At 43.2% G+C, this 26,870-nt stretch carries 24 protein-coding genes and 1 pseudogene; 12 read left to right on the plus strand and 13 right to left on the minus strand.

The genetic code is table 11. The features are described from left to right. The first annotated feature begins 218 nt into the window (after positions 1-218). Entirely contained in the window at positions 219-620 is a 402-nt protein-coding gene (locus FAM09_RS15065; RefSeq protein WP_136577960.1) for a hypothetical protein, read from the plus strand. Positions 621-753: 133 nt separating this feature from the next. Here FAM09_RS15065 and FAM09_RS15070 read toward each other — a convergent pair whose 3' ends face one another. Continuing rightward, on the minus strand, positions 754-2,055 hold the full coding sequence (locus FAM09_RS15070; RefSeq protein ID WP_136577961.1) for a radical SAM protein: 1,302 nt from the start codon (positions 2,053-2,055) through the stop codon (positions 754-756). A gap of 144 nt (positions 2,056-2,199) precedes the next feature. After that, complete coding sequence (locus tag FAM09_RS15075; protein ID WP_136577962.1) at positions 2,200-2,805, minus strand: hypothetical protein; 606 nt, start codon at positions 2,803-2,805, stop codon at positions 2,200-2,202. 189 nt (positions 2,806-2,994) lie between these two features. Between FAM09_RS15075 and FAM09_RS15080 the strand changes: the two genes are divergently transcribed. The 5 genes and pseudogenes from FAM09_RS15080 to FAM09_RS15100 all read left to right on the plus strand — a co-directional run. After that, positions 2,995-6,189 (plus strand): golvesin C-terminal-like domain-containing protein, encoded by a 3,195-nt coding sequence (locus FAM09_RS15080; protein WP_136577963.1) that lies wholly within the window; start codon positions 2,995-2,997, stop codon positions 6,187-6,189. A 278-nt stretch (positions 6,190-6,467) separates the two neighbouring features. Further along, on the plus strand, positions 6,468-7,856 hold the full coding sequence (locus FAM09_RS15085) for a Gfo/Idh/MocA family protein (RefSeq protein ID WP_136577964.1): 1,389 nt from the start codon (positions 6,468-6,470) through the stop codon (positions 7,854-7,856). Positions 7,857-8,325: 469 nt separating this feature from the next. Further along, a complete protein-coding gene (locus FAM09_RS15090) occupies positions 8,326-8,646 on the plus strand; it encodes a hypothetical protein (protein WP_136577965.1) in 321 nt (106 codons plus the stop codon). 136 nt (positions 8,647-8,782) lie between these two features. Beyond that, the gene (locus FAM09_RS15095; protein WP_136577966.1) at positions 8,783-9,925 is read left to right on the plus strand and encodes an Ntn hydrolase family protein; all 1,143 of its coding nucleotides are present in this window, start codon (positions 8,783-8,785) and stop codon (positions 9,923-9,925) included. 73 nt (positions 9,926-9,998) lie between these two features. Beyond that, positions 9,999-10,070: pseudogene (locus FAM09_RS15100) on the plus strand (NAD(+)--rifampin ADP-ribosyltransferase); the annotation flags it as partial. On the opposite strand, the gene FAM09_RS15105 reads toward FAM09_RS15100, so the two are convergent. Continuing rightward, positions 10,059-10,250 (minus strand): hypothetical protein, encoded by a 192-nt coding sequence (locus FAM09_RS15105; protein WP_136577967.1) that lies wholly within the window; start codon positions 10,248-10,250, stop codon positions 10,059-10,061. The pseudogene FAM09_RS15100 and the gene FAM09_RS15105 sit on opposite strands and share 12 nt — an antisense overlap. 237 nt (positions 10,251-10,487) lie before the next feature. On the opposite strand from FAM09_RS15105, the gene FAM09_RS15110 reads away from it, so the two are divergent. Continuing rightward, positions 10,488-11,204, plus strand: a complete 717-nt coding sequence (locus FAM09_RS15110; RefSeq protein ID WP_136577968.1) for a YqjF family protein — start codon at positions 10,488-10,490, stop codon at positions 11,202-11,204. On the opposite strand, the gene FAM09_RS15115 is transcribed toward FAM09_RS15110, so the two are convergent. Beyond that, complete coding sequence (locus FAM09_RS15115; RefSeq protein ID WP_136577969.1) at positions 11,197-11,709, minus strand: hypothetical protein; 513 nt, start codon at positions 11,707-11,709, stop codon at positions 11,197-11,199. The two genes, FAM09_RS15110 and FAM09_RS15115, sit on opposite strands and share 8 nt — an antisense overlap. Positions 11,710-11,765: 56 nt before the next feature. Between FAM09_RS15115 and FAM09_RS15120 the strand changes: the two genes are divergently transcribed. Beyond that, positions 11,766-12,671 carry an SAM hydrolase/SAM-dependent halogenase family protein gene (locus FAM09_RS15120; RefSeq protein WP_136577970.1) on the plus strand — a complete coding sequence of 302 codons (906 nt, stop codon included), beginning with the start codon at positions 11,766-11,768 and terminating at the stop codon, positions 12,669-12,671. A gap of 213 nt (positions 12,672-12,884) precedes the next feature. On the opposite strand, the gene FAM09_RS15125 is transcribed toward FAM09_RS15120, so the two are convergent. Then, positions 12,885-14,132 (minus strand): serine hydrolase domain-containing protein, encoded by a 1,248-nt coding sequence (locus FAM09_RS15125; RefSeq protein WP_136577971.1) that lies wholly within the window; start codon positions 14,130-14,132, stop codon positions 12,885-12,887. A 151-nt stretch (positions 14,133-14,283) separates the two neighbouring features. On the opposite strand from FAM09_RS15125, the gene glk reads away from it, so the two are divergent. Beyond that, entirely contained in the window at positions 14,284-15,324 is a 1,041-nt protein-coding gene (glk, locus tag FAM09_RS15130) for a glucokinase (protein WP_136577972.1), read from the plus strand. A 138-nt stretch (positions 15,325-15,462) separates the two neighbouring features. Here the strand turns inward: glk and FAM09_RS15135 are convergent, their stop codons facing one another. Continuing rightward, positions 15,463-15,669: a hypothetical protein gene (locus FAM09_RS15135; protein WP_136577973.1), complete on the minus strand. Its 207-nt coding sequence runs from the start codon at positions 15,667-15,669 to the stop codon at positions 15,463-15,465. A gap of 365 nt (positions 15,670-16,034) precedes the next feature. Between FAM09_RS15135 and FAM09_RS15140 the strand changes: the two genes are divergently transcribed. Next, positions 16,035-17,864 (plus strand): ABC transporter ATP-binding protein, encoded by a 1,830-nt coding sequence (locus FAM09_RS15140; protein WP_136577974.1) that lies wholly within the window; start codon positions 16,035-16,037, stop codon positions 17,862-17,864. Between the two features lie 246 nt (positions 17,865-18,110). Next, positions 18,111-20,642 carry an outer membrane beta-barrel protein gene (locus FAM09_RS15145; protein WP_136577975.1) on the plus strand — a complete coding sequence of 844 codons (2,532 nt, stop codon included), beginning with the start codon at positions 18,111-18,113 and terminating at the stop codon, positions 20,640-20,642. 85 nt (positions 20,643-20,727) lie between these two features. Here FAM09_RS15145 and FAM09_RS15150 read toward each other — a convergent pair whose 3' ends face one another. Beyond that, positions 20,728-22,005, minus strand: a complete 1,278-nt coding sequence (locus FAM09_RS15150; RefSeq protein ID WP_166437166.1) for a retropepsin-like aspartic protease — start codon at positions 22,003-22,005, stop codon at positions 20,728-20,730. A 124-nt stretch (positions 22,006-22,129) separates the two neighbouring features. Between FAM09_RS15150 and FAM09_RS15155 the strand changes: the two genes are divergently transcribed. Beyond that, the gene (locus FAM09_RS15155; protein WP_136577977.1) at positions 22,130-22,711 is read left to right on the plus strand and encodes a nitroreductase family protein; all 582 of its coding nucleotides are present in this window, start codon (positions 22,130-22,132) and stop codon (positions 22,709-22,711) included. 305 nt (positions 22,712-23,016) lie between these two features. On the opposite strand, the gene FAM09_RS15160 is transcribed toward FAM09_RS15155, so the two are convergent. The 6 genes from FAM09_RS15160 to FAM09_RS15185 all read right to left on the minus strand — a co-directional run bounded on the left by FAM09_RS15160 (position 23,017) and on the right by FAM09_RS15185 (position 26,852). Further along, entirely contained in the window at positions 23,017-23,220 is a 204-nt protein-coding gene (locus tag FAM09_RS15160; RefSeq protein ID WP_136577978.1) for a hypothetical protein, read from the minus strand. A gap of 65 nt (positions 23,221-23,285) precedes the next feature. Next, positions 23,286-23,867, minus strand: a complete 582-nt coding sequence (locus tag FAM09_RS15165; RefSeq protein ID WP_136577979.1) for a DUF2911 domain-containing protein — start codon at positions 23,865-23,867, stop codon at positions 23,286-23,288. Positions 23,868-23,908: 41 nt separating this feature from the next. After that, positions 23,909-24,694: a hypothetical protein gene (locus FAM09_RS15170; protein WP_136577980.1), complete on the minus strand. Its 786-nt coding sequence runs from the start codon at positions 24,692-24,694 to the stop codon at positions 23,909-23,911. A gap of 150 nt (positions 24,695-24,844) precedes the next feature. Beyond that, positions 24,845-25,213 carry a heavy-metal-associated domain-containing protein gene (locus FAM09_RS15175; RefSeq protein ID WP_136577981.1) on the minus strand — a complete coding sequence of 123 codons (369 nt, stop codon included), beginning with the start codon at positions 25,211-25,213 and terminating at the stop codon, positions 24,845-24,847. Between the two features lie 22 nt (positions 25,214-25,235). Then, positions 25,236-26,324: a YncE family protein gene (locus FAM09_RS15180; RefSeq protein WP_208025575.1), complete on the minus strand. Its 1,089-nt coding sequence runs from the start codon at positions 26,322-26,324 to the stop codon at positions 25,236-25,238. 135 nt (positions 26,325-26,459) lie between these two features. Next, positions 26,460-26,852, minus strand: a complete 393-nt coding sequence (locus FAM09_RS15185) for an HYC_CC_PP family protein (protein WP_136577982.1) — start codon at positions 26,850-26,852, stop codon at positions 26,460-26,462. Between the last annotated feature and the right edge of the window lie 18 nt (positions 26,853-26,870).

Consider the following 26,870-nt stretch of genomic DNA (forward strand, 5'->3'; position numbering starts at 1 on the left):
CAGTTGTTTTTAACTATGTCAACTTTTAAACTTTTCAACTTGTCAACTTACCCTTGGGCATCATGGTCTCAATTTTACAGAACCCGCTACCAGGGCGACTTTTAACATTTTGTATGGCCTTTCAGCATCCTAAAAACGGCCCTGAGTTGATTTTTGGAGCGAAAAAACGCGTGCTATGTTTGCATTACGAAACGCAACAAACCTTAAAACATACAATTATGAAAACGAGGAATTATGGAAACCTGGCTATCGTAGCGCTGGCTTTTACATTAGCATTTTCAACACCTGCTATGGCCAATGACGGAGGAAAGAATGATCACAAATCTGAATTAAAGTTTATCGGTAACATGGAAAACCAACCGGTATTCGAGCTGAGCCTGAACAATAGTGAAGAAGATGAATATACCGTAATTTTCCGCGATGAATTGGGTAATGTACTGTATAGCGATAAATTCAAAGGCGCTGGGATCACCAAGAAGTTCCTGTTAAAATCTGAAGAATTCGGTGATGCAGCTTTGAACGTAGTAGTGAAATCCAAGAACCGCAATACCACTGAAGTGTATTCGATCAACAGAAGCCACAGCTATGTTGAAGAAACACAAGTAAACAAGGTTAAGTAATCACGAAGTTCATCATAGAGTGTTTTATAAAAAAAAGTCTGTTTCAGAAATGAAGCAGACTTTTTTTATAAAGTATAGATAACATTGCTCAATTTAACCATCAAACTATAAAACAATCAAGCAATTTCCCCCATCAATGCGCGAAATCTTCTTCGTAGTTTCCGGTTATCCGTTCCATTGACGGGTTGAAGTAACCGAATTTTACCTGAGGGAATTCCTCACGGATCAATTCCTGTAATTGTTTTATACCCAGCAAATCGCCGGTTTCGTAAGCGCTGATCTTTCCCATATACCAATCCGGATCGATATTGAAATTACGCCACTGTATCATGTTCAGGTCTGTATCGATGATCAGCTTTCGCAACGCTTCGTATTCTTCCACACTGTCCGTCATGCCGGGGAATACAAAATAGTTGATGCTCGTCCAGCCATTATAACTCCGCACTACTTTCAAACTTTCTATAATATCCTCAAACTGGTAATTATTGGGGCGGTAATACGCTTCATAAATATGTTTGCGGGCCGAGTTGGTGCTTACGCGAATAGAGTTCAGGCCTGCTTCGCACAACGCTTTTACCGCTGCCGGTTTTGAACCGTTTGTATTGATATTGATGCTGCCTTTGTCGGTATGCTTACGCATTTGAATGATCGATTCGCGAATGGTTTCCCACATCAGTAACGGTTCGCCCTCGCAACCTTGCCCGAAACTAACAATGGGGAAAGGTGCTGTTTCCAGGTGAGGCACCGTGAACTCCACAATTTCTTCTGCAGTGGGTTTAAACGTCAGGCGATCCTGAGTAGAAACAATTTCTTCTTCCTGCGGTTGAAAAGAAATACAACCGATGCAATTGGCATTACAGGCTGGTGAAGAAGGAACGGGGCATTCCCAGCGACCCATAAAATAATTACGGGCAGCCGGACAATTATACGTCAGGCAACAATTTTCAGCCAGGTGTTTCACCAGGCGGTTTTGCGGATATGCTTTTAAGAAAGTATCTACGCCGGTTTGAATGCGTTTGGTATCAAATCCACTGCATTCCTGCCTGATGTCCTGTTCAATGCGTACGGCCGGCACGTAAAACACGTCGTTGTCCCAACCAACAGCCGTATAACAAAACAAGGGCAGGGTGGGTGCATCGGCGGCTGTTTCGTAGGCAGCCAGGTATAAACCGGTATGGGCGGGTGGAATGAATGCTGCTACCGCCCAGCCTTTATCGCACAGGCGCATCTGGCCGGTTTTAACATCTATACCAATGCCCCGGCGACCGGGTAATTCGTACAAAGAACCGCCATCTGGTAAAATGATCCAGTCTTCTACCGGCACTTCATAGGCATCCCAGCCGGCTCTTCCCGTAGCATACAAAGTAGTATCCTCAAAAATGTTTCCTTTCCCGTCGGAATACAGTAAATACGGAGAGTTCTTTAATTCAGACATTTTTTTCTTTTTCTAAAGCTCAAAGCTTCAAAGCTGTAAGCTTCAAGCGGTAAGCTATAAGCAAATACAGGTTCCAATAAACCGGAAACAGCTAACCCTTTTCCCTGGCTTGCAGCTTTGGGTTTAAGGCTTATAGCTTTTTGCTTACAGCTCTGTTTTCAAATAATGTCTGCAAAATTCGTGAATTTGATCGAGTTCTTCGAATTGAAGATTTTTCTGTAGATCAAAGTGGTAAGATTTATCCCCTGAAGCCGCAATGGTGATGGAATCGTATTGAGCCTCAATGCGGTTGATGTTCGACCATATGATGAACCGGCTCTCGGGCAGGGCTGGAATACTGATTCCGGTGTGATGAATGGCCACATATTCGCCGTTCAGCATTTTTTTCTCGCACCAGAACAGGTAAATATAGGCGGCACTCATAAAAATATGTCCGGGGCCTGTGAACCATTCCCCGCCGGTGCAGGAAGTAAGGCCAATGCCCAGGAAAAAGAGGATTTCTACCAGTCTGAAAAATAAATTCACCAACGGCATGTCGGCAGCGATATTTTTTCCGGCCATTACCAAAATAAAAATATCCACCGCCATAAATAGCAGGCAGCCTAAATAAACCGGACTGCTATGCGGCTGATTAAAATGCGAAAGGGCATGTACAAGGATCAAACCACCGGCAGCCAAATGCAAATAGCGACCAGCGTGTTTCAGTTTTTGAAATGCTGGATGAACAACGGGGAGGGCTAATGAGTTCATACGGCAGTAGTTTAAGAGAAAGATGCTGCACGAAAAAAATTCCACAAGGGAATTTTAAAAAATGTTTCCACAACAATCGATTGCATAATTATTAACTTTTATTTATGCGTTTTTGTGCGAGGTAGATTTTTTATTGTGAGTACATTTTTTTAGTACGTTTAGTCTTTACTTCTTCAAACACCAACCATCATGAGAAAACTTTATCTTATTCTGTTATGTATTATACATAACGTAACCTCATTTGCGCAAAGCGATTCCACCATTGTTCATCACGTTAACAAATTGATTGCACACGAACCCTCCATTCGAATGCGGGCCGATAGCATTATCAAGGTCAACGGCGACCTGCAGGTGTATTTCAACACCGATAGATCATATGTGCAGGGTTCAATTTCTGAAACAGAATCGGAAGGACTGAACGAACTATTAGTACACCTGATTACCGACACAGACAGCCGAAACGTGCTGTTGCTGGCAAAAGACAAAGCAACCGGCAAATATAAAACGCTGGATTATTTTGTAAAGACACCAGCTATTGAAAAGTACAAAGCAGTTAAAAATAATGACCCTTTTCCGGATAAGCAGGGAAAGGCTGCCGCAGCACAGGCCCGCGTCATTCCGGGGGTGGGACAGCCAATTGCAACCGGCGCATTAAGCGGCAAAACCGTCTGGTTAAGCCCCGGCCACGGCTGGCACAATACGGGAACAGGCTTTATCACCCAGCGCGGTACTACCAACCAATTGGTAGAAGATTTTATAACTGCTGAAACAATAGATTATTACCTGTTGAATTACCTCACGAATGCGGGCGCCAACGTTTGGAGTGTACGCGAACGCGATATGAACACTTCAGAGATCATCGTTAACAACGACGACGGCGCACCGGCCTATACTGAAACCGGTACCTGGAATACCGGCACCGCTGTCGGTTATGGCGGCACGTATCGTACCAATACTGCCAATGCCAGTGCAACAGCCAAAGCTATTTTTAAGCCAACCGTTACTGCCAACGGATTGTACTGGGTTTCCGTACGCTATATCAGTGGCGCCAACCGCGCTACCGATGTGCAATATATCGTAAAACATGCCGGCGGGACCACTACGTATAAAGTGAACCAGGAAATACATGGTGATACCTGGGTATACCTGGGACAGTTTTACTTTTTTGCCGGTGGTGATTATAATGTTACCATCAGCAACCAGTCAACCGACGCTTCTCAGGCCATTATTGCCGATGCCGTTCGTTTGGGCGGCGGTATTGGCCAAACCCCGGATTGTATAAATGGCGGTGCAGCCAGCGGCAGGCCTCGGTTTGAAGAATCAGCCCGGCAATTTGCCAGGTATCAGGGGCATCCGACATGCCGTGAAGATGTAACGGTTCGTCCTGTTTATTCAGAATGGGAATTAAGCAAGGGCGGCAATGAAATAGACAATGCGGTGTATGTATCCTTTCATACCAATGCAGGAGGTGGAACCGGAACGGAAACCTACCGGTATAACGGGGCGGGTTCCTCGCAACCGAACATTACGCCGGGCAGTACGCAGCTACGCGACAGTATTCACAAGCAGCTTGTTGCCGACCTGCGGGCCGGTTGGCGCAGTACCTGGGTCGACAGGGGCGTTAAAACCGCAAACTTTGGTGAATTACGGGAGTTACTCACCGTGCCCGGCACATTGGTAGAACTTGGCTTTCATGATCATACCGGTGATGCAGCCGATATGAGAGAGCCGGAATTCCGCCGGTTGGCTGCCCGTGCCACCTACAAAGGCATCGTTAAGTTTTTCAATTACCGCGATGGCGTGCCGGTTGTTTTTTTGCCTGAAGAACCAACGCATGTAGCTGCCAGGAATACAGGCAATTCCACTATTCGCATTAGCTGGAAGGCACCTGTTAGCGGGGGTATTTACGGACATCCGGCCACCGGGTACCGCGTATATGTAAGCGAGAATGGCCGTGGCTTTGGCGATGGTATCAATGTCACTGACACAGGATACACCTTTAGCGGCACCGCCGATAAAACCTATTTCTTCAAAATAACGGCGGTAAATGCCGGTGGCGAATCCTTCGCTTCGGGCGTAGTTGCTGCGCATACACCCCTGCATAGCGGCGGCAATTACCAACCGGTTAAATACCTGTTGGTCGATGGGTTCGACCGGATCGATGCATCGGCCATGTTGCTGAAGTTTGAAAGCAGCGCCCTGGGTAATGTTCGTAGAATGGTACTCGATAAAATGAACAACTACAGTTATATGGTAGAACACGGCAAGGGCCTGGCCAGTTGCGATGTGGCTTTTGATGGAATTCAAAATGAAGTAGTCACTTCCGGAAATGCGGGACTGTCGAATTACTTTGCGGTTGACTGGTTTTTAGGCGAAGAAAGCACCAGCCCCAGAACTTTCGAGGCAACCGAAAAAACGGCCATTAAAAACTACCTCGATAATGGCGGCCGGTTGTTGCTCTCCGGGGCCGAAATAGGGTGGGACATTGGCCGGACTGCATCCGTAAATGCCGATACCAGTTTTTATAAAAATTATTTGAAAGCCGTATATGTGAGCGATGACGCTGGTACTTATAATTTTAACGGCACTACCGGATTTTTTAATGGAGGCAGCGGCACATTCGGCAATGGCGTCAACGGTTATTATGATGTAGATTATGCCGATGTTCTTGGTACCACCGGTGGTTCTGAATTGGTATTGAACTATTCAACCGGTACAGGAGCCGGAGTAGGTTATAAAGGCCAGTTCCGGGTATTGTATTTTGGCTTTCCCATTGAAGCGATCATCAATGATAATGTAAGGAATAATTTGATCTGCGAATCGGTTGATTATCTGGCGGAAGCAGACAATAATTCTCTTTTTGTTTTGACTGGTAAACAGGGTCGCAGCGGGAATAAGTTACAATGGATCACAGGACCGGAAATAAATACCGCACATTACAGGCTGGAAAGAAGTACAGACGGCAAAAATTTCAAAACCATTACTGGTCCCATTAAACCCATGGGTTCGGCTGCTGAAGGATATAAATATGATGTTGATGATAATGATATTAATACTACCGCTTATTATCGCGTGGTAACAACCGATAAGAACAACAAGCAAACGATCTCTAACCTGGCCATCATTCAAAACGAGCAGCAGCAAAAAATGTTTGTGTTGAATAATCCGGCGCGTGGCGATATCCGGTTAAAGATCCAGGGAACAGGATCCTTCCGCTTAACGCTGGTAAATGCGGCCGGACAAACCGTATATCAAACCAATGTAAATGCCGTTAATAGCCGCAATGTGGTGATACCGGCGGGCAAACTGAACAAAGGCATATACTGGTTGAGCGCAAATGTTAATAATCAAAAGCTGGAAACGGTGAAGATTTTGATACAGTAGAATACAGCTAAAAGCCTAAAGCTAAAAGCCTAAAGCTATAAGCCTAAAGCTATAAGCCTAAAGCTATAAGCCTAAAGGCGCAAAAGCAAAAACAGCTTCCCGTTTTAGGCTTTTAGCTTTGTATTTGCTTACAGCTTGCAGCTTGCAGCTTACGGCTTACAGCTTGCAGCTTACAGCCATGCAAACGATTGCATCTGAAATGCCCTTTGTTTTTTGTTATAAACATTCATAAGTGGTAATTTCATCGATACGATTGCATTCACCCACATTATATATCCATGAATAGAAGACATCTTATAAAGCAGCTTGGTCTGGGCCTTGGCGCCACAGTATTAGGACCAAAAGTCATGGCTCAACTTGCCAATGATACCATTGAATATGAGTTGCCTCGAAATCCACTGCACAAACGAATAGACAAACCCGTTACTGCCATTACGCTGGGTGCAGGTAACCGTGGAAATGTGTATGGAAATTTTGCTGCTAAATTTCCTAACCTGTTAGATATCGTTGGCGTAGCCGAACCGGTTGCCATTCGTAATGAACGGTACGCCGCCAAACACCAGATAGATGATAAAAACCGCTTCGATACCTGGGAACGGGTATTTGAGCGGCCCAAATTTGCAGATGCCATCATCATTACAACTCCTGATGCATTGCATTATGCGCCATGTATGAAAGCGTTGGAAATGGGCTACGACATTTTGTTGGAGAAACCCATTGCGCCTACAGAAAAAGAATGCCGCAGTATTCTGGCATTGGCCAAAAAAACTGGTCGCATTGTAGCGGTATGCCATGTATTACGCTATGCGCCTTACTTCGTAAAAATGAAAGAGCTCATTGCACAGGGCGCTGTTGGCGATATCATCAGTATTCAACACCTGGAGCCGATCGAGCACCTGCACATGGCGCATTCATATGTACGCGGCAACTGGCACAATTCAAAGAAAACTACGCCGATCATCCTGGCTAAATCATGCCACGACCTGGATATTATAAAATGGATCATCAACAAGCCGGCCAGGCAAATTTCTGCCATGGGCGATCTGAAATGGTTTAGAAAAGAAAATGCACCCACCGGCAGTACTGCCCGTTGCACCGATGGTTGTGCTGTTGAACGAACCTGTCCGTATTCCGCCATCAGGTCGTACTACGACAAACGGCTTCGCTTATCCGTATTTGACCTTCCGGATGATAAGACGAAACACCCCGAAGCGATTATGGAAAAATTAAAGACCACCGATTATGGCCGGTGTGTGTATCGTATGGACAATGACCAACCCGATCATTACATAACCAACATCCGGTTCGGCGATAATATAACCGCCAGCTTTTCTATGGAAGCGTTTACCTCTTACGCAGGCCGCCGTACGCGGGTTATGGGTTCCATGGGCGATATGGTAGGCGATATGAATGAACTGGTGATCACCGATTTCAGGACCGATAAACAAACCAAACTGGTGCCTAAAGCTGAGGATGTGGAAGAATACAGGAACAGCGGCCATGGCGGTGGCGACTGGTTGCTGGCGCATGATTTTGTGCAGGCGGTGTCGCAGCAAAATCCCAAATTACTGACCTCTACCATCGATGAATCTATCGAAAGCCATATCATGGGCTTTATGGCCGAAGAAAGCCGGAAGACCAATAAGGTGATGGCGATAACGATGTAAAGCGGTCATGACCTCGTTAGGCTGGCTTTGGGGGCATTACGACCCCCGAAGCTTTAGCGAAAGGTCATGTTATTATAATGATAAATGTACAATTCACAGTTTTAATAATGGTATACATACTCAAAAAATAGTGTATATATCTGATTGTCAATTCTATAGGCGCTCCGTTATAATTTTTTCAGACTGTTTCCAGGATATATTCGAATTCTTCAGTTTCACGTAACGATTAAAAAGGGAGAGAACATGGGTTGGCAAAAAACTGGCCGACACAACGCAGCATCGACTTTTATTTCGTTATTCAGCTTCATCAATCAGCTCGACGTTATAATTTGGCGACATCTATAACAATGAAATTTTAATTATAAATTTAGCTGCGGTTCGGGCTGGACAAATTTCAAATACCTGTTCTTCGCCAAGCCCCGACCGTTGGCTGCAAGCGTACCGCGCAAGTCAGCTATCCCAAACTTAATTGAAAATCACAGAAATTGACATATTAAAGGACAAGACAACGATGAGGCTAATTATACAATTCATAATTATCATTTTATTTACTTCAGTGACCTTTACTTCTGTTGGTCAAATAACAGACAGTGTTCAGACGACAGCCGTTTCTGCCGACACATTGAGTACTGTTCAGACAGAAAATTTTCACGAAGAAGTTGATGAGGGTTTTGAACCAGGGCTTGCGTTATTTGCTTTATTCGGAATAGGGTTTATGTTTATTTGTGTTGGTGCTTTTGTGGCTGCTGGCGTTTCGTTCAATGAATTCCATGCCTTCGCAAATACTTGAACGTTGGTTGCAGTTAATCACCAGCCGGTACCCGGCAGACCGAACACAGAATGCCGCCACATTACCAATGCTTTACTGTTGGCTGTAACCGCCCGATAAATGTTAAAATGACAGAATAATATATAAAGATCAAATTATGGGGATCAAGAAAAACATTTCTATTACTTATTTTACCTTACTATTTACTTTTCTACTCTTTCAGCAAATGAAAGTTAGTGCCTGTACAATTGCTAGCGCAGTTGCGTCCAATGGACATGTCTGGAATTGTAATAATGAAGACGGTCCTCTTGGTGTCGCCAATTTCATTAATGTATTTCCTAAATCCACTTCAATGAAATACGGTTATTTTACACTTTCATATTTTTCTCCAAAACTTGGGGAAGGAAGTAGCATGCAAGGGGGAATGAATGAAGCTGGATTGACATTTGACTTCAATGGAATTAACACTGTGAAGGGATTCGACCCAAAAAAAATGAAAGCCTTCCATTTCGGAGACGAGCAAATTCTGCCTTATATTTTGGGCAACATGAGTTCGGTGACGGAAGTAATTGAGTTTTTCGAAACGTACTGGTTTCAAAATGGTTTCGTAAGTGCTCAAATGCACGTTGCCGACAGATTTGGAAGATTTGCCATAATTAGTGCATCGGGAATTAAATCGGTACGAAATGGTGCATTCCTCATCTCAACAAACTTTGACATATGCGGGAAGGAAGACAGCACATCATGTAGAAGATATCCTATAGTAACTTCTATTTTAAAAAACCAAGACGCGGGGTTTAATACCATGATGGAAATCTGTAAGAAGACAAGTGGAGAGAGTACGATGTATTCCAATATTCAAAATCTTACAACTGGAGAAGTTTGGTTTTTTTCCAAACACGATCCAGAAGTTATGGTTAAAACCAATATTTGTGATCTTCTTTCCAAAGGACCTAAATCGTATACATTTAGCGACTTAAAAGCACTCATCGAAAAGCGAACAGCATTTCAACCTCTTCACCCAACTAAGATAGAATTAGCTGACGTCTTGAAGTCTAGGTACATTGGAACATATATGAATGATTATACAGGTAAATTGGTCGTTGAAATTCATCAGGATGGAATCAAAATTACATCAGTAGATGGCAATTCAAATATTCTTTTGCCACAATCAGAGAACACATTTTATTTTCCAAATGAAGACGTGAGAGTAGAATTTACTAAAGACAAAAAGACCAACAAATTGACAATGAGTTTTTACGAAAATGGATTTTGGATTTTTGACGCTAGGAAGACTTAGTAAGGAAATTGGTTGGATAAGTGGCAGCAGCCAACAGGAAGTTTTCTGCTATACCGGCTAACGACCAGAAATTGAAGATGACCCTGACCTGACTGGCAAAAAATTCCCAGGTAATCCGACAAAATCATATCGTTCAACAAAGCCGTTCTCCCCCCGGCGGCAGCGTGATCTTATCGCCGGTAAAAGTTTTTACCGGTTTGCCGGCCGCATCAACAATGGTTACTTCGTATTGAATAGTTTGCGTTTTATCATCATCGTTTTTTACTTCCGATACTGCATGAATGGTTGCCGAACGTCCGGTAATGTCAAAACCAAAAGCAGTCACCCCATTTTCGAGTAAGCCAAGGTGTTTTCCATTTAAATAAAAGTCACCGGCCTGGCGGATGCCTTCAAATTCTAAAAATATCTTTTATGCTTTTGCTGACCGCCACGTGGAAACTGTACTGCAGAGTCCTGAATGGCTGACAATTGGAATGGCATACCTTTGCTATTAACAGCGTGCAGCGTGGGCCCTGAGGCTGTATTCCATTATCAAATTATCACATTAGATTTTCATCTGTCCATGAAACAAAAGAAATTCCTGACCGCTCAATGGCTGCGTCTCATCATGGCCAACTACCTGGTTGAGCCGGAAGTGCTGAAACCGTTCTTGCCCGCCAAAACGGAATTGGATTCCTGGAATAACAAGACGTATGTGAGCCTGGTTGGTTTCCTGTTTCATGATACCTGTGTTCGGAACGTTCGCTTTCCTTTTCACACCACCTTCCCGGAAGTGAACCTGCGTTTTTATGTGCGATATAAAGAAAATGATGAATACAAACGAGGGGTGGTGTTCATTAAGGAGATCGTGCCCCGGCCTGCCATCACCTTCATTGCCAACTACCTGTTTAATGAGCGGTATGTTACCCTGCCCATGAAAAGCTTTGTGAATATAACTCCGCAGCAACAGCATATCGGCTATCACTGGAAATTTAAAAATCACTGGAATAAGTTGGAGGTGCACACGGGGTTGAAAAAATATCCTATTCAGCCAGGCAGTGAAGAGGAGTTTATAACGGAGCATTTCTGGGGATATTCGGCCATCAGCAAAACGATGACGGGAGAATACCAGGTAGAGCATCCGGGTTGGGATGTGTTCCCGGTGGAGCAATACAAGGTGGATTGCGATTTTGAAAAATTGTATGGACCTGCTTTCTCGGCATTGAATGGCCAAACCCCGGTATCTGTATTTCTGGCAGAAGGCTCGGCGATCAGTGTATATAGTAAACGGGCTATTTGAACTTCTTCAATATCTTCCTCGCCCTGCTTTTAAAGGCGGCAGTTTCGTACGGCCACCGTTCTTCAATGATCAGTTTTAATTCAGGCTTTATATCGGGATATTCGTTCGCCAGGTTTTCCAAAATGGTCAGGGAAAATGCTTTTATGGCCGGGGCGGTATCATTATCGGCAACGAATTCAAAGCAGTCGTTCATTACCTGGCCGTGAAAGCGTTTGGGAATGGTTACAAATTGTAACAGTCGAACCACATTTCTTACCACCGCAATATGGGCGTCCTTTTTCTTTAACAGCGGCAAGATCTGTTTAAACCAGGGGTTGATCAGCTCCGGGTGGTGCTCCACACAAATGCTCAATGGCCAGCCTGCCCGCTGGGTTACCCGGTACTCGCCTTTCAAAAACAATTGCATAAGCTCGGCAAACCGTTCTTTATCGTTGCCAACATACCGCACTATTTTCCCGCACTGTGTTTTAGAATGCTCCTTTTGAATCGTTTTTAATAAATCCATATAAATTTGAAAATAAGCCAATTTAAAAACCTGACACATAGAATCCTGCTGAAAAAATGAAAAAGACCTACGTATTAAGCACGCTGATCATTTGTATGGTTACTGCCTGTAACCATAAAAAGGGCATTGTTGTTTTTCAAACCGATTTCGGGTTGAAGGATGGAGCGGTGAGCGCCATGAAAGGGGTGGCCACAGGGGTAGATGCCGATCTGAAGTTGTACGACCTCTCCCATGAAATACCGGCCTATAATATTTGGGAGGCAGCCTACCGGTTGCAGCAGACGGCTGAATACTGGCCGGCCGGGACTGTATTTGTTTCGGTGGTTGACCCCGGAGTAGGCACCAGCCGTAAATCGGTGGTGCTGAAGACCAAAACAGGCCATTATTTTGTTACCCCGGACAATGGAACGCTGACATTGGTTTCTCAATCGCTTGGAATTGAAGCAGTACGTGAAATAGATGAGGAATTAAATAGAAGGAAAAACTCACAAGCCTCCTATACTTTTCACGGAAGGGATGTATATGCCTACACCGGGGCAAGGCTGGCGGCAGGCGTGATCTCTTTTGAAAAGGTTGGTAAGGAATTGCCGGCTGCAGTAGTGATGATCCCGTACCAAAAAGCTGTGTATCAAGGTGATTCGATCAAGGGTAACATACCCATTCTTGACATTCAATATGGCAACGTATGGACTAACATTAATGATTCGATTTTCAAAGTGTTACACGTGGAACCTAAAGAAAAAGTGGAAGTTAAAATCAAAAAGAATGACAGCCTGGTGTTCTACCAGGATATTGAATTTGTGCATACGTTCGGCGATGTGCCGGAGGGGAGAACATTGGCTTATATGAATAGCCTGATGAACTTTTCCCTGGCCATAAACATGGGTAATATGGCCAATAGTTTTCATATTAACAGCGGACCAGAGTGGAATATTGTAGTTAGAAGGAAAAAACCAAATTAATTTTTACACAATCGGTTGGAAAAAGTGGAAAACCAAGGAGTTAGGAGTAGAAAGAAATTTGGAATTTAAAGAAAGGGCGGGTTGTTTTTGGTTGCTTTATTAATTTATTGATTTTTAGTGTTTTATTATTTTTACTTCGTTTTTAAATATAGATAGGCGTCATTGCAACTTTTGCCATTATGTAGGGTTTGCTAATTGCCAATTGCTCATTGCCTATTGGTTCTTCTTCGCTTTCAACACCCTTTCAATCAACCCATCCATTGCATTGCCCTCAATCCAGCGGGCAACGATGATGAGGTCATTTTCAGCATCGACATAAATTATGTTAGAACCGGCGCCTATATGAGCAAAAGCTGTCGCCGGTGCGCTGGGGTAGAATTTCTTATCGGTGTTTAAATAATAGTTCATGAAGCCATAAGTCGGCTGAACCGAAGTTGGCGTTTTGGCCATTTTCAGCCAAGCCTCAGAAAGAAGCTGTTTATCCTTCCATTTTCCATTGCGTAAAGTGAGGTAGCCAAACCGGGCCTGGTCGTAAGCGTTGATGAACAACCCGCCGCCCCAATGCGAACCACCGCTGACCGATTGCACCAACTGGCCATCCATGATCACCCACGAATTTTCGTAACCCGTCCAGCGCCAGGTGCGCGAGGCGCCGATGGGGTCCATGATCCTTTCCTTCAGCACCACGGGCAACGGCTGCCGCCAGATATTCAGCAATGCCAGGGCCAGCACATTCACCCGGGTATCGTTGTATTTGTATACGGTTCCGGGTACATTTCTTTTTCGTGTCAGCCATTCACTCGGGTTTTGCTGCGGGCGATCGGCCCAGTCGGGTTTGCCCCATAAAGTACCCTCCCAGTCGCTGGTTTGCCGCAGTAAATGGTCCCAGCCAATAGTGCGGTTGTGTTCGGTGCCAAACAGGTCAATAACATCTTTATGTTCCAGGGCGTCTGACCGGTTATCGGCCAGCCGGTTCGGTTCATACGGAAGAATGGGCGCCATATAAGGGTACACTTTATCGGCTACCTGGGCAATCAATCCGGCGTCATAGGCAAGTCCCGCTACAGACGACAGAAAACTTTTGGCCACACTGAAAGTCTGATCTACCCGACCTGGTTCACCCCATTCGGCTACGATGTATCCATTTTTAATGATCAGGCCGGTGGCTGGTCCGCGTTCTTTCAGCGGCCCAACGGGATAACCAAACGGTTCCCGCCCAAAGCCACTTTGGTAATGCGCTTTTTTCAGATCGCGCGGTTCTTTCGATTCATGCGCCTGTGCATACACAACGGCTTCCTGCAATAAAACAGAATCCAATGCCACCGAACTGGCGCTGCGGTGTTCCCAGTTGCCTGGTGGCGGATAATAAATTACAGGCTTTTTTTGTTGAGCGAACAGCCCTGATACAGTGATTGCAAGTATTGGCGTGAAGAGCAATCGCAAATAGAAAAAATATTTCATAGTATAATAGTTCTGGTGCTATATTAGGTATTAAGTTTTATGCCTGCCTGCGGTAGGCAGGTTCTAAATTAGTTTGTAAGTTCGCTAGTTTTGCAACTTACCCGTGAATAAAAGACCGGAAATAATTAAGCATAAATAAGAACCAATTACCATGACAATAAGAAATCTGCATATTCCACGGCGCTCAGGCATTAAAGATAAAGGTGTTACCGTATTAGCGGGCGATATTGGCGGTACGAAAACCAATTTGGCATTTTATGAGGCTACTGAAACCGGATTGAACATGTTGCATATTGGTAAATATCCTTCGGCTGAATATGCATCTTCCGAAGCTATTATGCAACAATTCTTATCAGACAATAAATGCCCGGCGCCCGACAGGATCTGCCTCGGGGTTGCCGGTCCCGTGTTGGATGGCAAAGTAAACCTCACCAACCTGAGCTGGGATATAGATATTACAGAAGTGAAAAGCGCCATGGGCGTAGATGCGGTATTTTTGTTAAACGACCTCGAATCCATGGCTTATGGGCTCGCAGGTTTAACAGAACAGGACCTCATAACATTGCATACCGGTGATGAAAAAAGTACCGGTAATATGGCCATCATTGCACCGGGTACAGGTTTGGGCGAAGCCGGTATATATTGGAACGGTACGAACCATTTTCCTTTTCCAACAGAAGGAGGGCACGCTGATTTTTCGCCAAGGACCGACCTGGATTATGCTTTGTTGAAATTTTTGCAAAATGAATATGGTGTTGTTAGCTGGGAAAAAGTAGTTGCCGGCCCTGCCATTGTAGATATTTACCGTTTTTTGCGCGATGTAAAGAAGATGGAAGAGCCGGCCTGGTTAAAAGACGCGTTGGAGGCTGCAAGCCAGGATTCAGCAGTTATCAGTGGCGCTGCCATAGAACAAAAGGCGGCTATATGTGTTGAAACAATGTTGCTTTTTGTGCGGTACCTGGCGCGTGAAGCATCGAACCTGGTATTGAAAATGAAAGCTACCGGCGGTTTGTTCCTGGGTGGGGGTATTCCACCTAAAATTGCACCCTTGTTATTGCAAAAGGAATTTATGGAGCATTACATGGATTGCGATCGCATGCAACATTTGTTGGAGAATGTACCGATAAGAATTATAAAGAATGATAAAACGGGGTTGATTGGCGCGGGTTATTATGGCGCGTACTTAATGTGATGGTGCTTGCTTTCAATTACAGGTGCACAATAATAAATGCACAAGCGCGAAGCGATGCAGAAGAATATCAAAAAATCAGGAAAATAAATGTAGAAAACGAAAGTGTCCCGGCAAAGCCGGGACACTTTCGTCTATTAATTACTGTTGTGTGGCAGAAGGTGAATTCAATTGCATGTTCACTGTATCTGGTTTCTTTTTGGTTGTATCTTTCTTTTTCTTAGGAGTTGTATCCTGCTCAATGTAATTGCCATTATACTCCTCTGCTCTAACCGGATGGTTTGAAATTACCATAGTTGCTGCGAAAATGCAAAGACCAATGCCTGCCGCTAAAAAGCTTCTTTTCATAACTTTGAGTTTTTAATATGTAAAAAATGTAAATAACTACGTCATGGGGGCGGGTAGGCTACAAACTCAGGTTTAGCAATCGTCTCGTAGTTTAGAATAGTTAGGTATTCATTAACTATTAAGAATCATGCCAAAAAAATATACTGAGTTCAGGAATAGAAAGAATAAGCTATCTGTTATACCTTAGTTAACTACAACATCTGCTTTAAGAAAGCTGTATTATTTATTGATAATCCTAAAGATATATTCCGGCAAAACAATATCTGACCCGTACATTCGTCTATCTGAAAAATACCTTAATACCGCTAAAGAAGCATTTTAGGTATAAGCAACATTGATTTTTAATAAAATGTTAATCGCTTTATATGGCGCGAGGCAACAGGCAGGATAACGGTGTTCGTAAACCGGATATGCCAAAAGCAAAACTTACGAAAGAAAATCTGAAAGAAGCGCTGCTCATTTTCAGTTATCTGAAACCGTATCGCTATACTTTTATAACCGGATTACTTTTCATCGCTCTTTCCAGCGGTACTACTATGGCATTTCCTTATTTTTTGAAAAGACTCATCGATAGTGCGCATTCGCTCAGCCTGGGTAAAGAGGCTGTTTCACCAGGTACCATTGCATTATGGATGTTGGGTATTTTAACCTTACAAATGATCTTTTCGTTTATGCGTGTATACCTGTTTACATATGTTGGGGAATATGCATTGGCGGATATGCGAAAAGAGGTTTACCGGAAGATGATCATGATGCCCATGGATTTTTTTGCGCAGCGCAGGGTAGGGGAATTATCGAGCAGGATCAGTGCCGATCTTTCTCAAATACAGGAAGCAGTAACAGGTATGCTGGCAGAAATTTTGCGTGGAATTCTAACGCTTATCATTGGCATGGGATTGATATTATATTTATCCCGATCGCTCACGGCCGTTATGTTATCGGTTGTACCCATTATAGTAGTGGCTGGTGTGGTGTTTGGAAAAAGAATTCGTAAGCTATCCCGCAATACGCAGGACCAGTTGGCTGATTCGAATACTATTGTGCAGGAAACCTTGCAAGGCGTGAGCAATGTAAAATCGTTTACCAATGAATGGTATGAGATCGGCAGATATACTCGCAGTTTACAACAGGTGGTGAAACTGGCGGTGAGCAATGGCCGCTTTCGCGGTCTGTTTGTTTCATTTATTCTGATGAGCATTTTCGGAACTATTATTCTCGTGGTGTGGTATGGCACTACCCTGGTGCAAGCGGGTACGTTGTCATTTGGCGATCTTACTGCCTTTGTTGTGTACACCGCATTTGTGGGCGGTAGCATGGCCGGCTTTGCCGACTTGTACAGCCAGTTGCAAAAAACATTGGGCGCTACCCAGCGCGTTCGGGAAATATTACGCGATACCACAGAACCAGTGACTGTTACAGATGAACCGGTGGAAGAAAAAAACAAATTACTAGGTGCGGTTACCTTCGACCGGGTTTCATTCAGTTATCCTTCGCGCAAAGAAGTGCATATTTTAAAAGAGATAACTCTTACCGCCGCTCCCGGTGAACAAATTGCCATAGTGGGCCCAAGCGGCGCCGGTAAATCAACCATTGCCGCATTGCTGTTGCAATTCTATCAGCCCGGGAATGGACAGATATTATTTGATGGCAAACCGGCCAATAGCATTCCCCTTTCTCAACTTCGCAAACAAATGGCCCTGGTGCCGCAGGATGTTTTCTTGTTTGGCGGAACCATTCGGGAAAATATTTCTTATGGTAAACCCGGCGCCACTCAACCCGACATTGAAGAAGCAGCCCGCAAGGCCAATGCTCATGATTTTATCATGAGCTTTCCCGAAGGTTATGATACGGTGGTAGGGGAGCGGGGGATTAAATTATCGGGTGGGCAACGTCAACGAATTGCTATTGCGCGGGCTATATTAAAAGACCCGGTTATCCTGGTACTGGACGAAGCAACCAGTTCGCTCGATTCTGCTTCTGAATCACTGGTGCAGGAAGCGTTGGATAACCTGATGAAAAACCGAACTTCTTTTGTAATTGCGCATCGATTGTCAACCATTCGCAATGCCGATAAGATCATTGTTCTCGACAAAGGCCATGTTATAGAAAGCGGCACGCACCAGGAATTACTGGCATTGAACGATGGATTGTATAAGAGTTTAAATAAACTGCAGTTGGAGTGGGCGTCTGAATAATTATTTGATTGCTTGATGGCTGGGGATTACCTTGCTGAAGCTCGCCCATTAAACTTTACTGCCCGATAATCGGAGTTCATAACCATCAAACAATAAAACCATCAATCCATCCTTATTAAATTGATATTAAAATTCATTCGCAGCAAACGCATAGACGTTATTTCCCGTCTAATAGCCCGGTCCGGTTATTGAATTAATTATAATTAATAAGATACCGGTGTATAAAAAACAATTACAAACTGCGTAATGAAACCTGTATTAGCACTGTTATTAGCAAAAATTATTACATTATCCGTATGTGCCCAAATAGAAAACTCACCCAGGAACAAGCCCGCTGCAGCAGGCACTGGCAAACTGATTGGAAGAATCGTGGATGCCAAAACCAATAAAGGCATTGAAGCTGCATCTGTACAATTATTTCAAAAAAACAGCGATATACTGGCCGGTGGTATGTTAACCAAACCCAACGGCGATTTCGACATCATCAATCTGTCTATTACCGATACTTTCAAGCTGGAAGCAACTGCTATAGGATATGCTAAACAAGAAGTGATCATCACATTCGATAAATCTGGCAAGGGGAGTGGGTTCACTGTTGAAAAAGACCTGGGAAATATCAAACTGAACGCCGAATCGCATTACCTGAATTCTGTGACGGTTGTAGGTCAAAAGCCTGCTTTGCAAATGGGCATCGACCGGAAGACTTTTGATGTAGAAAAGAATTTAGCTTCTGCCGGTGGTACCGGCATTGATGTAATGCGCAATATACCTTCCGTTACTGTTGATGTAGATGGCAATGTACTGTTGCGCAATAATGCGCCCCAGATCTTTGTTGATGGCCGTCCTACTATACTCACTTTAGATCAAATACCCGCAGATAACATTGAACGCGTAGAACTCATCACCAATCCTTCCGCCAAATTTGATGCAGCCAGCACCGGCGGCATCATTAATGTTGTGCTCAAGAAAAATAAAAAGATCGGATTGAACGGCCTTGTTTCTGCAGGCGCCGGTTCACCAAATATTTACAATGGCAACCTGGCGCTTAATTTACGTCAGGGTAAGTTTAATTTTTTTGTAAACGGAAATTATAATCAATCAGGCGGCCGACCCAAGACGGAAACTTATCGCCAGAATAAAGACAATGGTATTGTGACGGATTATTTCAACCAGTTTGCTTTTACCGATCGCAATCGTCGTTTTGCTGGTGTTCGGTTTGGAATGGATTTCTTTTTAGACAATCGCAACACATTTACCCTTACGCAAAACTTTGGTGGCGGACGGTTTACCAATAATGAAGAACAGCACCAGGAGTACCTGAACTTGCATCAACAACCTGATCATTATGGTTATCGTACCTCCGATAGCAGATCGACCAATGGACGTACCAGTACGCAGTTTGTGTTTAAACATAATTTTGTAGAAAGCGGTAAGTCGATAAGTGCAGATATTAATTACAATTATGGCCGTAACAGCGATAATACGAATATTCTAAACACGTATTCGTTCCCTGATGGCAGTATGTATGCTCCCGAAAGCCGGGTTCGAAACAATGGATCGGGCAAGAACAACCAGATCACCGTACAGGTAGACTATGTAGATCCGCAGGGAGAAGATAATAAACTGGAGACAGGTGTTCGATCGTACATAAATGACTTTACCAGTTTTTTCAATGCTTTTTTTGTAAACAATTCAAGCGAGATCAAATTACCATTAAGTAATAATTATCAGTATCGCGAAATGGTGAATGCGGCTTATGTTACTTACACTGGCAAATTGTTGGGGATAGGCTACCAGGCCGGGTTACGTGCTGAACATTCAAAGTTTGATGGCGAACTGGTAGATAGCGCCAAAAAATTTGGCTATCAGTTTCCGGGCAATATCGGAAGTTTGTTTGATGCGTTGTTTCCCAGTTTATACCTGAGCAAGAACATTGGGGAAGGACAGGAAATTCAACTGAATTACAGCCGTCGTATCAGACGGCCCGATTTCTGGCAAATGAACCCGTTTGTAGATATCAATGATCCATTGAACATCAGGCAGGGAAACCCGGCGCTGCGACCAGAATTCACCAATTCATTCGAGTTCAATTACAATAAAATCTATAACTCGGGAAGCTTTTTAGGCGTAATTTATTTCCGCAATACACAGGGAGATATCACCAGGTACAGCGACACTATTACAGCCGCTCAATACCAGCAATTGAATAACGCAGCCATTGATCCAAGCGCCATTTTAAATACGTTTGTGAATGCCAGATACCAAAACAGGCTGGGCGCCGAGTTGACCTTGCAGCAAAAGGTGGGACAGCACCTGGATATTACGCCCACAGTAGATATGCAATATAAAAAGGTAGAATCGAAGGTCAATAATACCGATCTGAGCAATGAAGGTTTTAACTGGGAAGCCAAGCTGATCATCAATTACCGGTTTGCATCAAAAGCAGCATTCTGGAATAAATGGAGTTTCCAGGTTACCGGCGGTTACGAATCACCGGAAGTAATACCACAGGGGGAGCGGAAAGAAATGTATGCAGTTGATTTTGGATTACGCAAAGAATTCTTCAAAAACAAAGCCACCTTTACATTTAACATAAACGACGTATTCAACTCCAGGAGACGGGGAATCATAAACGATACGGAAAATTTTTACCAGGATGCATACCGTCGTTGGGATGTGCGTAGCTTCCGGGCCACGTTGGCTTATAAATTTGGTAAGACCGACTTCCAGTTATTTAAACGGAGTAGCGGTCATGAGGACCATGAGGAAAGAGATTAGGGTCAATTTCTGATTTTGGGATTTTGAGATTTCTGGATTTTTCTAAATCTCAAAATCCAGAAATCTCAAAATCAGCAATCGATCTTTAGGGGGAAGTTGGTATAAAATCAACATACATATACTTAAAATTAATCACCATTTCTTTGAACTGGTTCATGATATCCTGTCCAAAATTGCCGTAGTACAATTTGTCTTTGGGGGTTGAACTGGAAGTTTTCACCGCTACGTCTTTCAGCAAGGCAGGCTGCCCGGCCACTGTAATAGCAATTTGCGACAACCGGAACGCTTTTGTTTTAGTTATGCCACCGGCGCCGCCGATCTGCATATCGAACGGTTTGCCGGCAGAATCAATCAGCTTTTTATAATCCTGATAAAAAGGCTCGTTTAAAAAAGTAAACTGGGCGCCCGTATCAAATGTAAATGCCAGGGTATCGGCATTGTAAGCGATGGAGATTACCGGCAACAATTCATCAACCCCAAAATTGCGGAGTTTGCGATCCGTAGGGAACTGGGGCACTGTTAAAGTTTTTTTATTGATGCGAATTTCCTGCAATTGTTCAATGATAGGAAAGCCGATGATGCCTTTAATGGTATACAAGCCGCGGGCAAAAGAAAGGGCGGTGTCTGGAAATACCATGAACACCGCATTCCTTACAATAATATTACCCATTTTGAATTCATTGGCAATGCCCAGGTTGGCATACACCTCCAAACCGGTAATAGCTCTTACTTTAAATCGTACATTCATCATGCGCAGGTTGCTTTTACGAGCGTATGATTCCGTTATAACAGATAAGTTGGCGCCGGTATCAAAAACAAAATCAAAAGTGCTGTCGGCAAAACTCACCGGAATATTGATAAGGCCGGCAAGGTCGCGGCGATAGGAGATGTTTGTTTCGCTGGTAACAGAGGTTGTTTGAGGCGGCACATTTTCTAATCCTTTCCAGATAATATCAGAATTGCGGGCATCATCCCGTTCCTCGGCGGATAGAACATGTCGGTACTTGCGTAATAAAAACTGGGTGGTGAGATGAGCTTCGCGATACTGGTACAGCTTTACATGATTATCTATTTTTTTCATCAGCAAATTACTGAGCTCATTATGGGAAAACTCTTTTTTGTAATTATCAAGCAGCAGGGCGATTTCCTGGTTAGACGTTGTGAGATCATGAAAAAAGTTATGTAAGAAAGCCTGGTAATATAATTTACGATGCGTAGGCAGATTGCTGTAGGTGTTGCTTTTCAATTCGCGCTGCAGCTCAAAAAAATGACGGTGAATTAACAAACTGTCAAGCTTTCGGGTGTCTGCTGCGAACAATGAAATGCCGGTAAAAAAACAAATAAAAATTAAAAATATCCGCATAATTTCAAAGTTAGGGTGAAGGATCCGAAACCCAAGCTGTTTACTTGGAACGAGGGCCGAAAATAGCAAAAAGGGCAGAACAACTTTTATCGGTATATTAGTCTTAACATATCTTTGCTCCGCTATGAATAAAAGCGAATTGATCAATGAACTGATACGTACACGCAGGAGTGTGTTTACCCAACAATTTGAGCCGGGAAAGACCATTCCAGATGCGATCATCTGGCAGGCCCTTGAAAACGCCAACTGGGCGCCCAGTCATAAATTAACTGAGCCCTGGCAGTTTACGGTATTTACAGGAAATGGATTACAAAAATTGGCTGAACAACAGGCTGAGATCTATAAAAAGTTTGCCGGCGCCAAATTCAAACAGAATAAATACGAACAGATGCTGGTAACGCCGCAGCAATGTTCGCATGTTATTGCCATCGGTTGTAAACGGCATAAAGATCAGTTGCCTGAAATGGAAGAAGTGGCGGCGGTAGCGTGCGCGGTGCAGAACATTTATCTTACAATTTCATCATACGACAATATTGGCGGTTACTGGAGCACAGGCGGTATTACTTTTATCGAGGAAGCCAAAGCGTTGTTTGGTTTAGGGCATGATGATATGCTGATGGGATTCTTTTACCTGGGTTATGTAAAGGTTCCATCTGTTTCGGGTAAACGAAATTCGATTCAGGAAAAAGTAACGTGGGTTAATTAGGATTGGGATACCTGGATAGGGGAGATGAACCGGGATCAATGCCCGTTGAATTTTCAACCTTTTTAATATAAAATTTTTGCGATCTGAAACCCGCAAAAAATTTAATTAAAATTCTTGAATCGTTTGCTGCTGCGATAGCTAAGCCAAATGAAAATTACCGGAATAAACAGGATCAAAATCAGGGCGATTATACCAAGCATACTTTTGAATTTTACAAGGACTCGGATCCATCATTGAACGATTAAAGTATTTAGTTTAGTATAAGTATTTTCTCCTAACCGGCTAAATGTTTCTTCAAATCCGGTTTAATTGATCTGGATCATGTAGTTGAGGTTTACCCTTGTAATAAGTGCCGCCCTGCTGTACACTTTAAACACATCGTCTTTTTCGTTGCCGTTTAGCGTAAATGTATTTGGAATAAATGCCTGATCGTCAAGTGTTTGACCTTTTACAAGTTGAGAAAAAAACGGTGGGCAATCCCATCTTGTACCAAGCGCCTGTACTGTCATTCCTACTATGACTGATCATGATTTTCCAGTTGTCATTTATTTTCTAATACAGAGGTTTTCCACCATTATTTTTTAATCGTCACAGGAAACTCAATTCTTATTTTTTCCCATGCCATTGCAATTTTTCCATCTTTATCGTTGCTTCCTTCGATAAAGTATTGAAGCCTTTCGGTGAGGGAGTGTTTTTGAGGTTTTACTTTTATTCTAACCACATCTTCTTTTTTATCATACTCCGATGCCAGGTGTTGTTGCCACTTTTCATTAATGATAACTGTCCATTCCTTTTTTCCCGGAATAGTGAACAGGGCATACTTCCCGGCAGGAATTTCTTTACCACCAATTATGAATGGCCTTGCAATTTCAACGGTGGTAGCATCATGTGCTCCGGTTACCCATACTTCATCATAGGGAACCAAACCTCCCCAAATAACACGTTTTCTTACCGCTGGTGAGTGATAACTGATCTTTACGGAATCCTTCCCAATGACACCTGCCGCCATAGATTTAATACTTTTTTTACTGGTATCTTTTACCAGGTTGGGGTTATAGCAAACTTCTCCGGATTGGGCTTCACCGCTTATTGAAAAAAACAGAAATGAAACAAATATCATGGCAAATTGAAATAAAGTCAGTCGGCTGTTATTCATTATTGATGTCGTTTATAATTACTCAATGGTTTTTTTATTTCTCAGCTAAATCTACTTTTTGAAAGGGGGTTCTTTTTGAAACCTTTGAAGCTAATGGCATATAACGCAAAGCCTGAAAACACGGTTATCAGGCCGAATATGGAAAATATGCGAAGCAAGAGGTTTCCTATATTATCTCTCGAATTATAATCCATGGTATGCAACATCCAAAGAAAATCAAATATTCTCCATTTATTGTTACGGAATTTTTGAACCGTACCCAGTTCACTGGCTACATATACTGTGCTGCCGGATGGATGTTCAAACGTAATGGCATAAGCTGGTAAAGGACTTTCCCTATATTCATGATGGCCATTTGTTGCAGTGAGGTACTCAACTGATTTTACTTTTGGTTCTCCATTGAAACGTTTGCTGGCTACTTCAATGGCCTGCTCTTTTGTAAGTGCCGGCTTTAATTGTCCGGTTACTGCATCGGCCAGCCAGGTGGCCATTTTCATGGAATGTTGATGCCCACCGCCTTGTTGTTTGGAAGTTATCCCACGCAGCTGGTAATAAGGTTTTCCGAGTATTTCGATAAGCTGAATTGAAACAAAGGAATCTACCGGGTGAGCTTTTTTTATACTGTCTATTACAGTTGATGGTGATGCCAGTAAAGACCCAACCGGCAGAAAGGGCGGTTTTCGTTTTTCAAAATCTCCATGTACTTCATCCATATTACTCCAACTGAAATACAATCCCCCGATAGTCCATAATAAAAACTGGATACCTAAAATAACACCCAGGTACCGGTGTGCTTTACGAATGTAAAAGTGTTTGCTCTTTGCCATTGGCTACATTTAATGATGACCGCTGTTCCAGCGATTGTTCCTTTCTTCTTTCCATATGAAAGCATTTATTACAATGTACCATTTTTTTCTTTTCACTCACAGGAGGACAGATGCAGCTTTCATGCTGCACCTGTCACTACTTTATAATTCTTATTTGTGATGTTGATGATGAGAAGACGACTCACCTCCGCTGCGGTCATACCTGCAACAGCCAGGTAACTTATTATATGTTTGATCTGCTGCCTTTTCTTTTTCTGTGTCATGTCCTGCCGCGGCAATTTTCTTTTGAATAGCATCAGTCGTTAATCTGGAAGAATCATAACTTACTGTCATGATCTTTGTTTCCACATTCCAGTTTGCTTTCACAACACCCTCCACAGCAGCAGCTTTTTCAATCCTTTTCTTACACATATTACAATTGCCATATACTTTGAAGCTATCTGTTTTAGTTTGTGCAAGCGCATTGGTTGTACCAAATATGGAAATCATAATGATAACAAGAAATAATACTTTTTTCATTTTAATAGTTTAAATATTGAGTTTATTGTTTTATTACAATGCCATTAGGTTTTTTGCCTACTGAAATATCTTTAATTTTAGAATGATCGGTCACATTGATGACAGATACGCTGGCTGCCAGTTGGTTGGTAACATATGCTGTATTACCATCGCCTGTAAATGCTACTGCATGAGCACCTGCGCCAGTGTTAAAGGATCCGCTATGTGACCACTGGTTACCCACGGTATTCCATGTCCAGTAGTGCACTTTACCGTTATCGGGGTCTGTAACCCATAATTCTTTTTTAACCTGGTTGTGAGCAGCGCTGCCAGGCATAAAACCAAGGGGAATGGTCTGCACTACTGTATTGGTTGCTACATCTACAACGCTGATGCTTTCACCTTCTTCATTATCCACATACATTTTTCCATCATATCCTACCCATGCACCCACCGGATCAGCGTCAACAGCAATAGTAGTAATCACCGTTTTGGTTGCAGGATCAATTACTGAAACGGTATTATCGCCACCATTAGCTACATATGCTTTGGAGCCATCTGCAGAAAATGTTACTTCTGCCGGTTCCATACCTACGGCAATAGTTTTTTTCAATGTGAACGTTTTCGCATCGTAAACCAGCACCTTACCATTCATTCCCATTTGGGAGGTCCAGATTTCATTGCCATCAGGCGAGTAAACGGCATTGTGGTTCATGGCAGGAACTTCTAATTCTTTAAGAACTGTGCCTTTAACGCCATCTACGACCAATACTTTTCCTTTCATACCTGCCATGCCACCCGAATGGCCTTCGCTCAAATCCATGCCGGGTACGCCAATAGCCAGGTGATGCATATCCCCAGCAGTATGATGGTATACATGGTGCGGCCACATAGGCATACCGGCACCAGACGACATTAATTCAATGGTATCGGTAACGGTATTGCTGTTAAGATTAATAACCGATAAAGTATTAGTCTCCCCATTAACTATGTAAGCGGCAGGATAGTTAATGTTTTTTTCTTCCATTTTCATACCGTCCATTTTGTGTTTCCTGCAGGCAGGAACAGTTAAAACAATTGCAATACCCATGGCGCAAATAGCACCAAGCGCCAGACGATGACTCAATTTCATATCTGCGAGAAGTTTTAATTATTGAAAAGATGTACCTGAATCAGTAGCAAAAAGGAGAGGGGGTGATATAACAGCGCTACTGTTTTAAAACAGCGTATTAAGAATAACGCCCTCCACCTGCGGGTGGGCAGGGTATCAGATGCGGAAAGTACAATGGAGAATATGTATCGGAATACTTCGGGGTGGCCCGTGACTTACAGGAAGTTCCTGCGCAACAGACGGAATATAAACCTGCGGAAATTCAAAATAAGAAACCGGGAGTGTAGCAACGAACTGAGTGAACTGGAAAATGTTTTCAATAGCTTTCTGGTGGGCTTTTTCCAGTTTTACTAATTTATGCTCATCCTTACAGCATTTTTTTTCACATGCTGTCTTTTTTTTCATCCCACAATTACCACATTTGTCTGCCTCAGAGTGCCAGAGCTTCATTTCAACCAGCTTACCCATGCAATAATGCAGGTGTATGGTAGCACCGGTTGAAGTGCCCAGGTAAAACAAAGCTAATATGGTAACAATGAGCCTTTTCATGTTCCTGACAAAAATAGT

It is taken from the genome of Niastella caeni, from assembly GCF_004834005.1.
GTDB lineage: Bacteria > Bacteroidota > Bacteroidia > Chitinophagales > Chitinophagaceae > Niastella > Niastella caeni.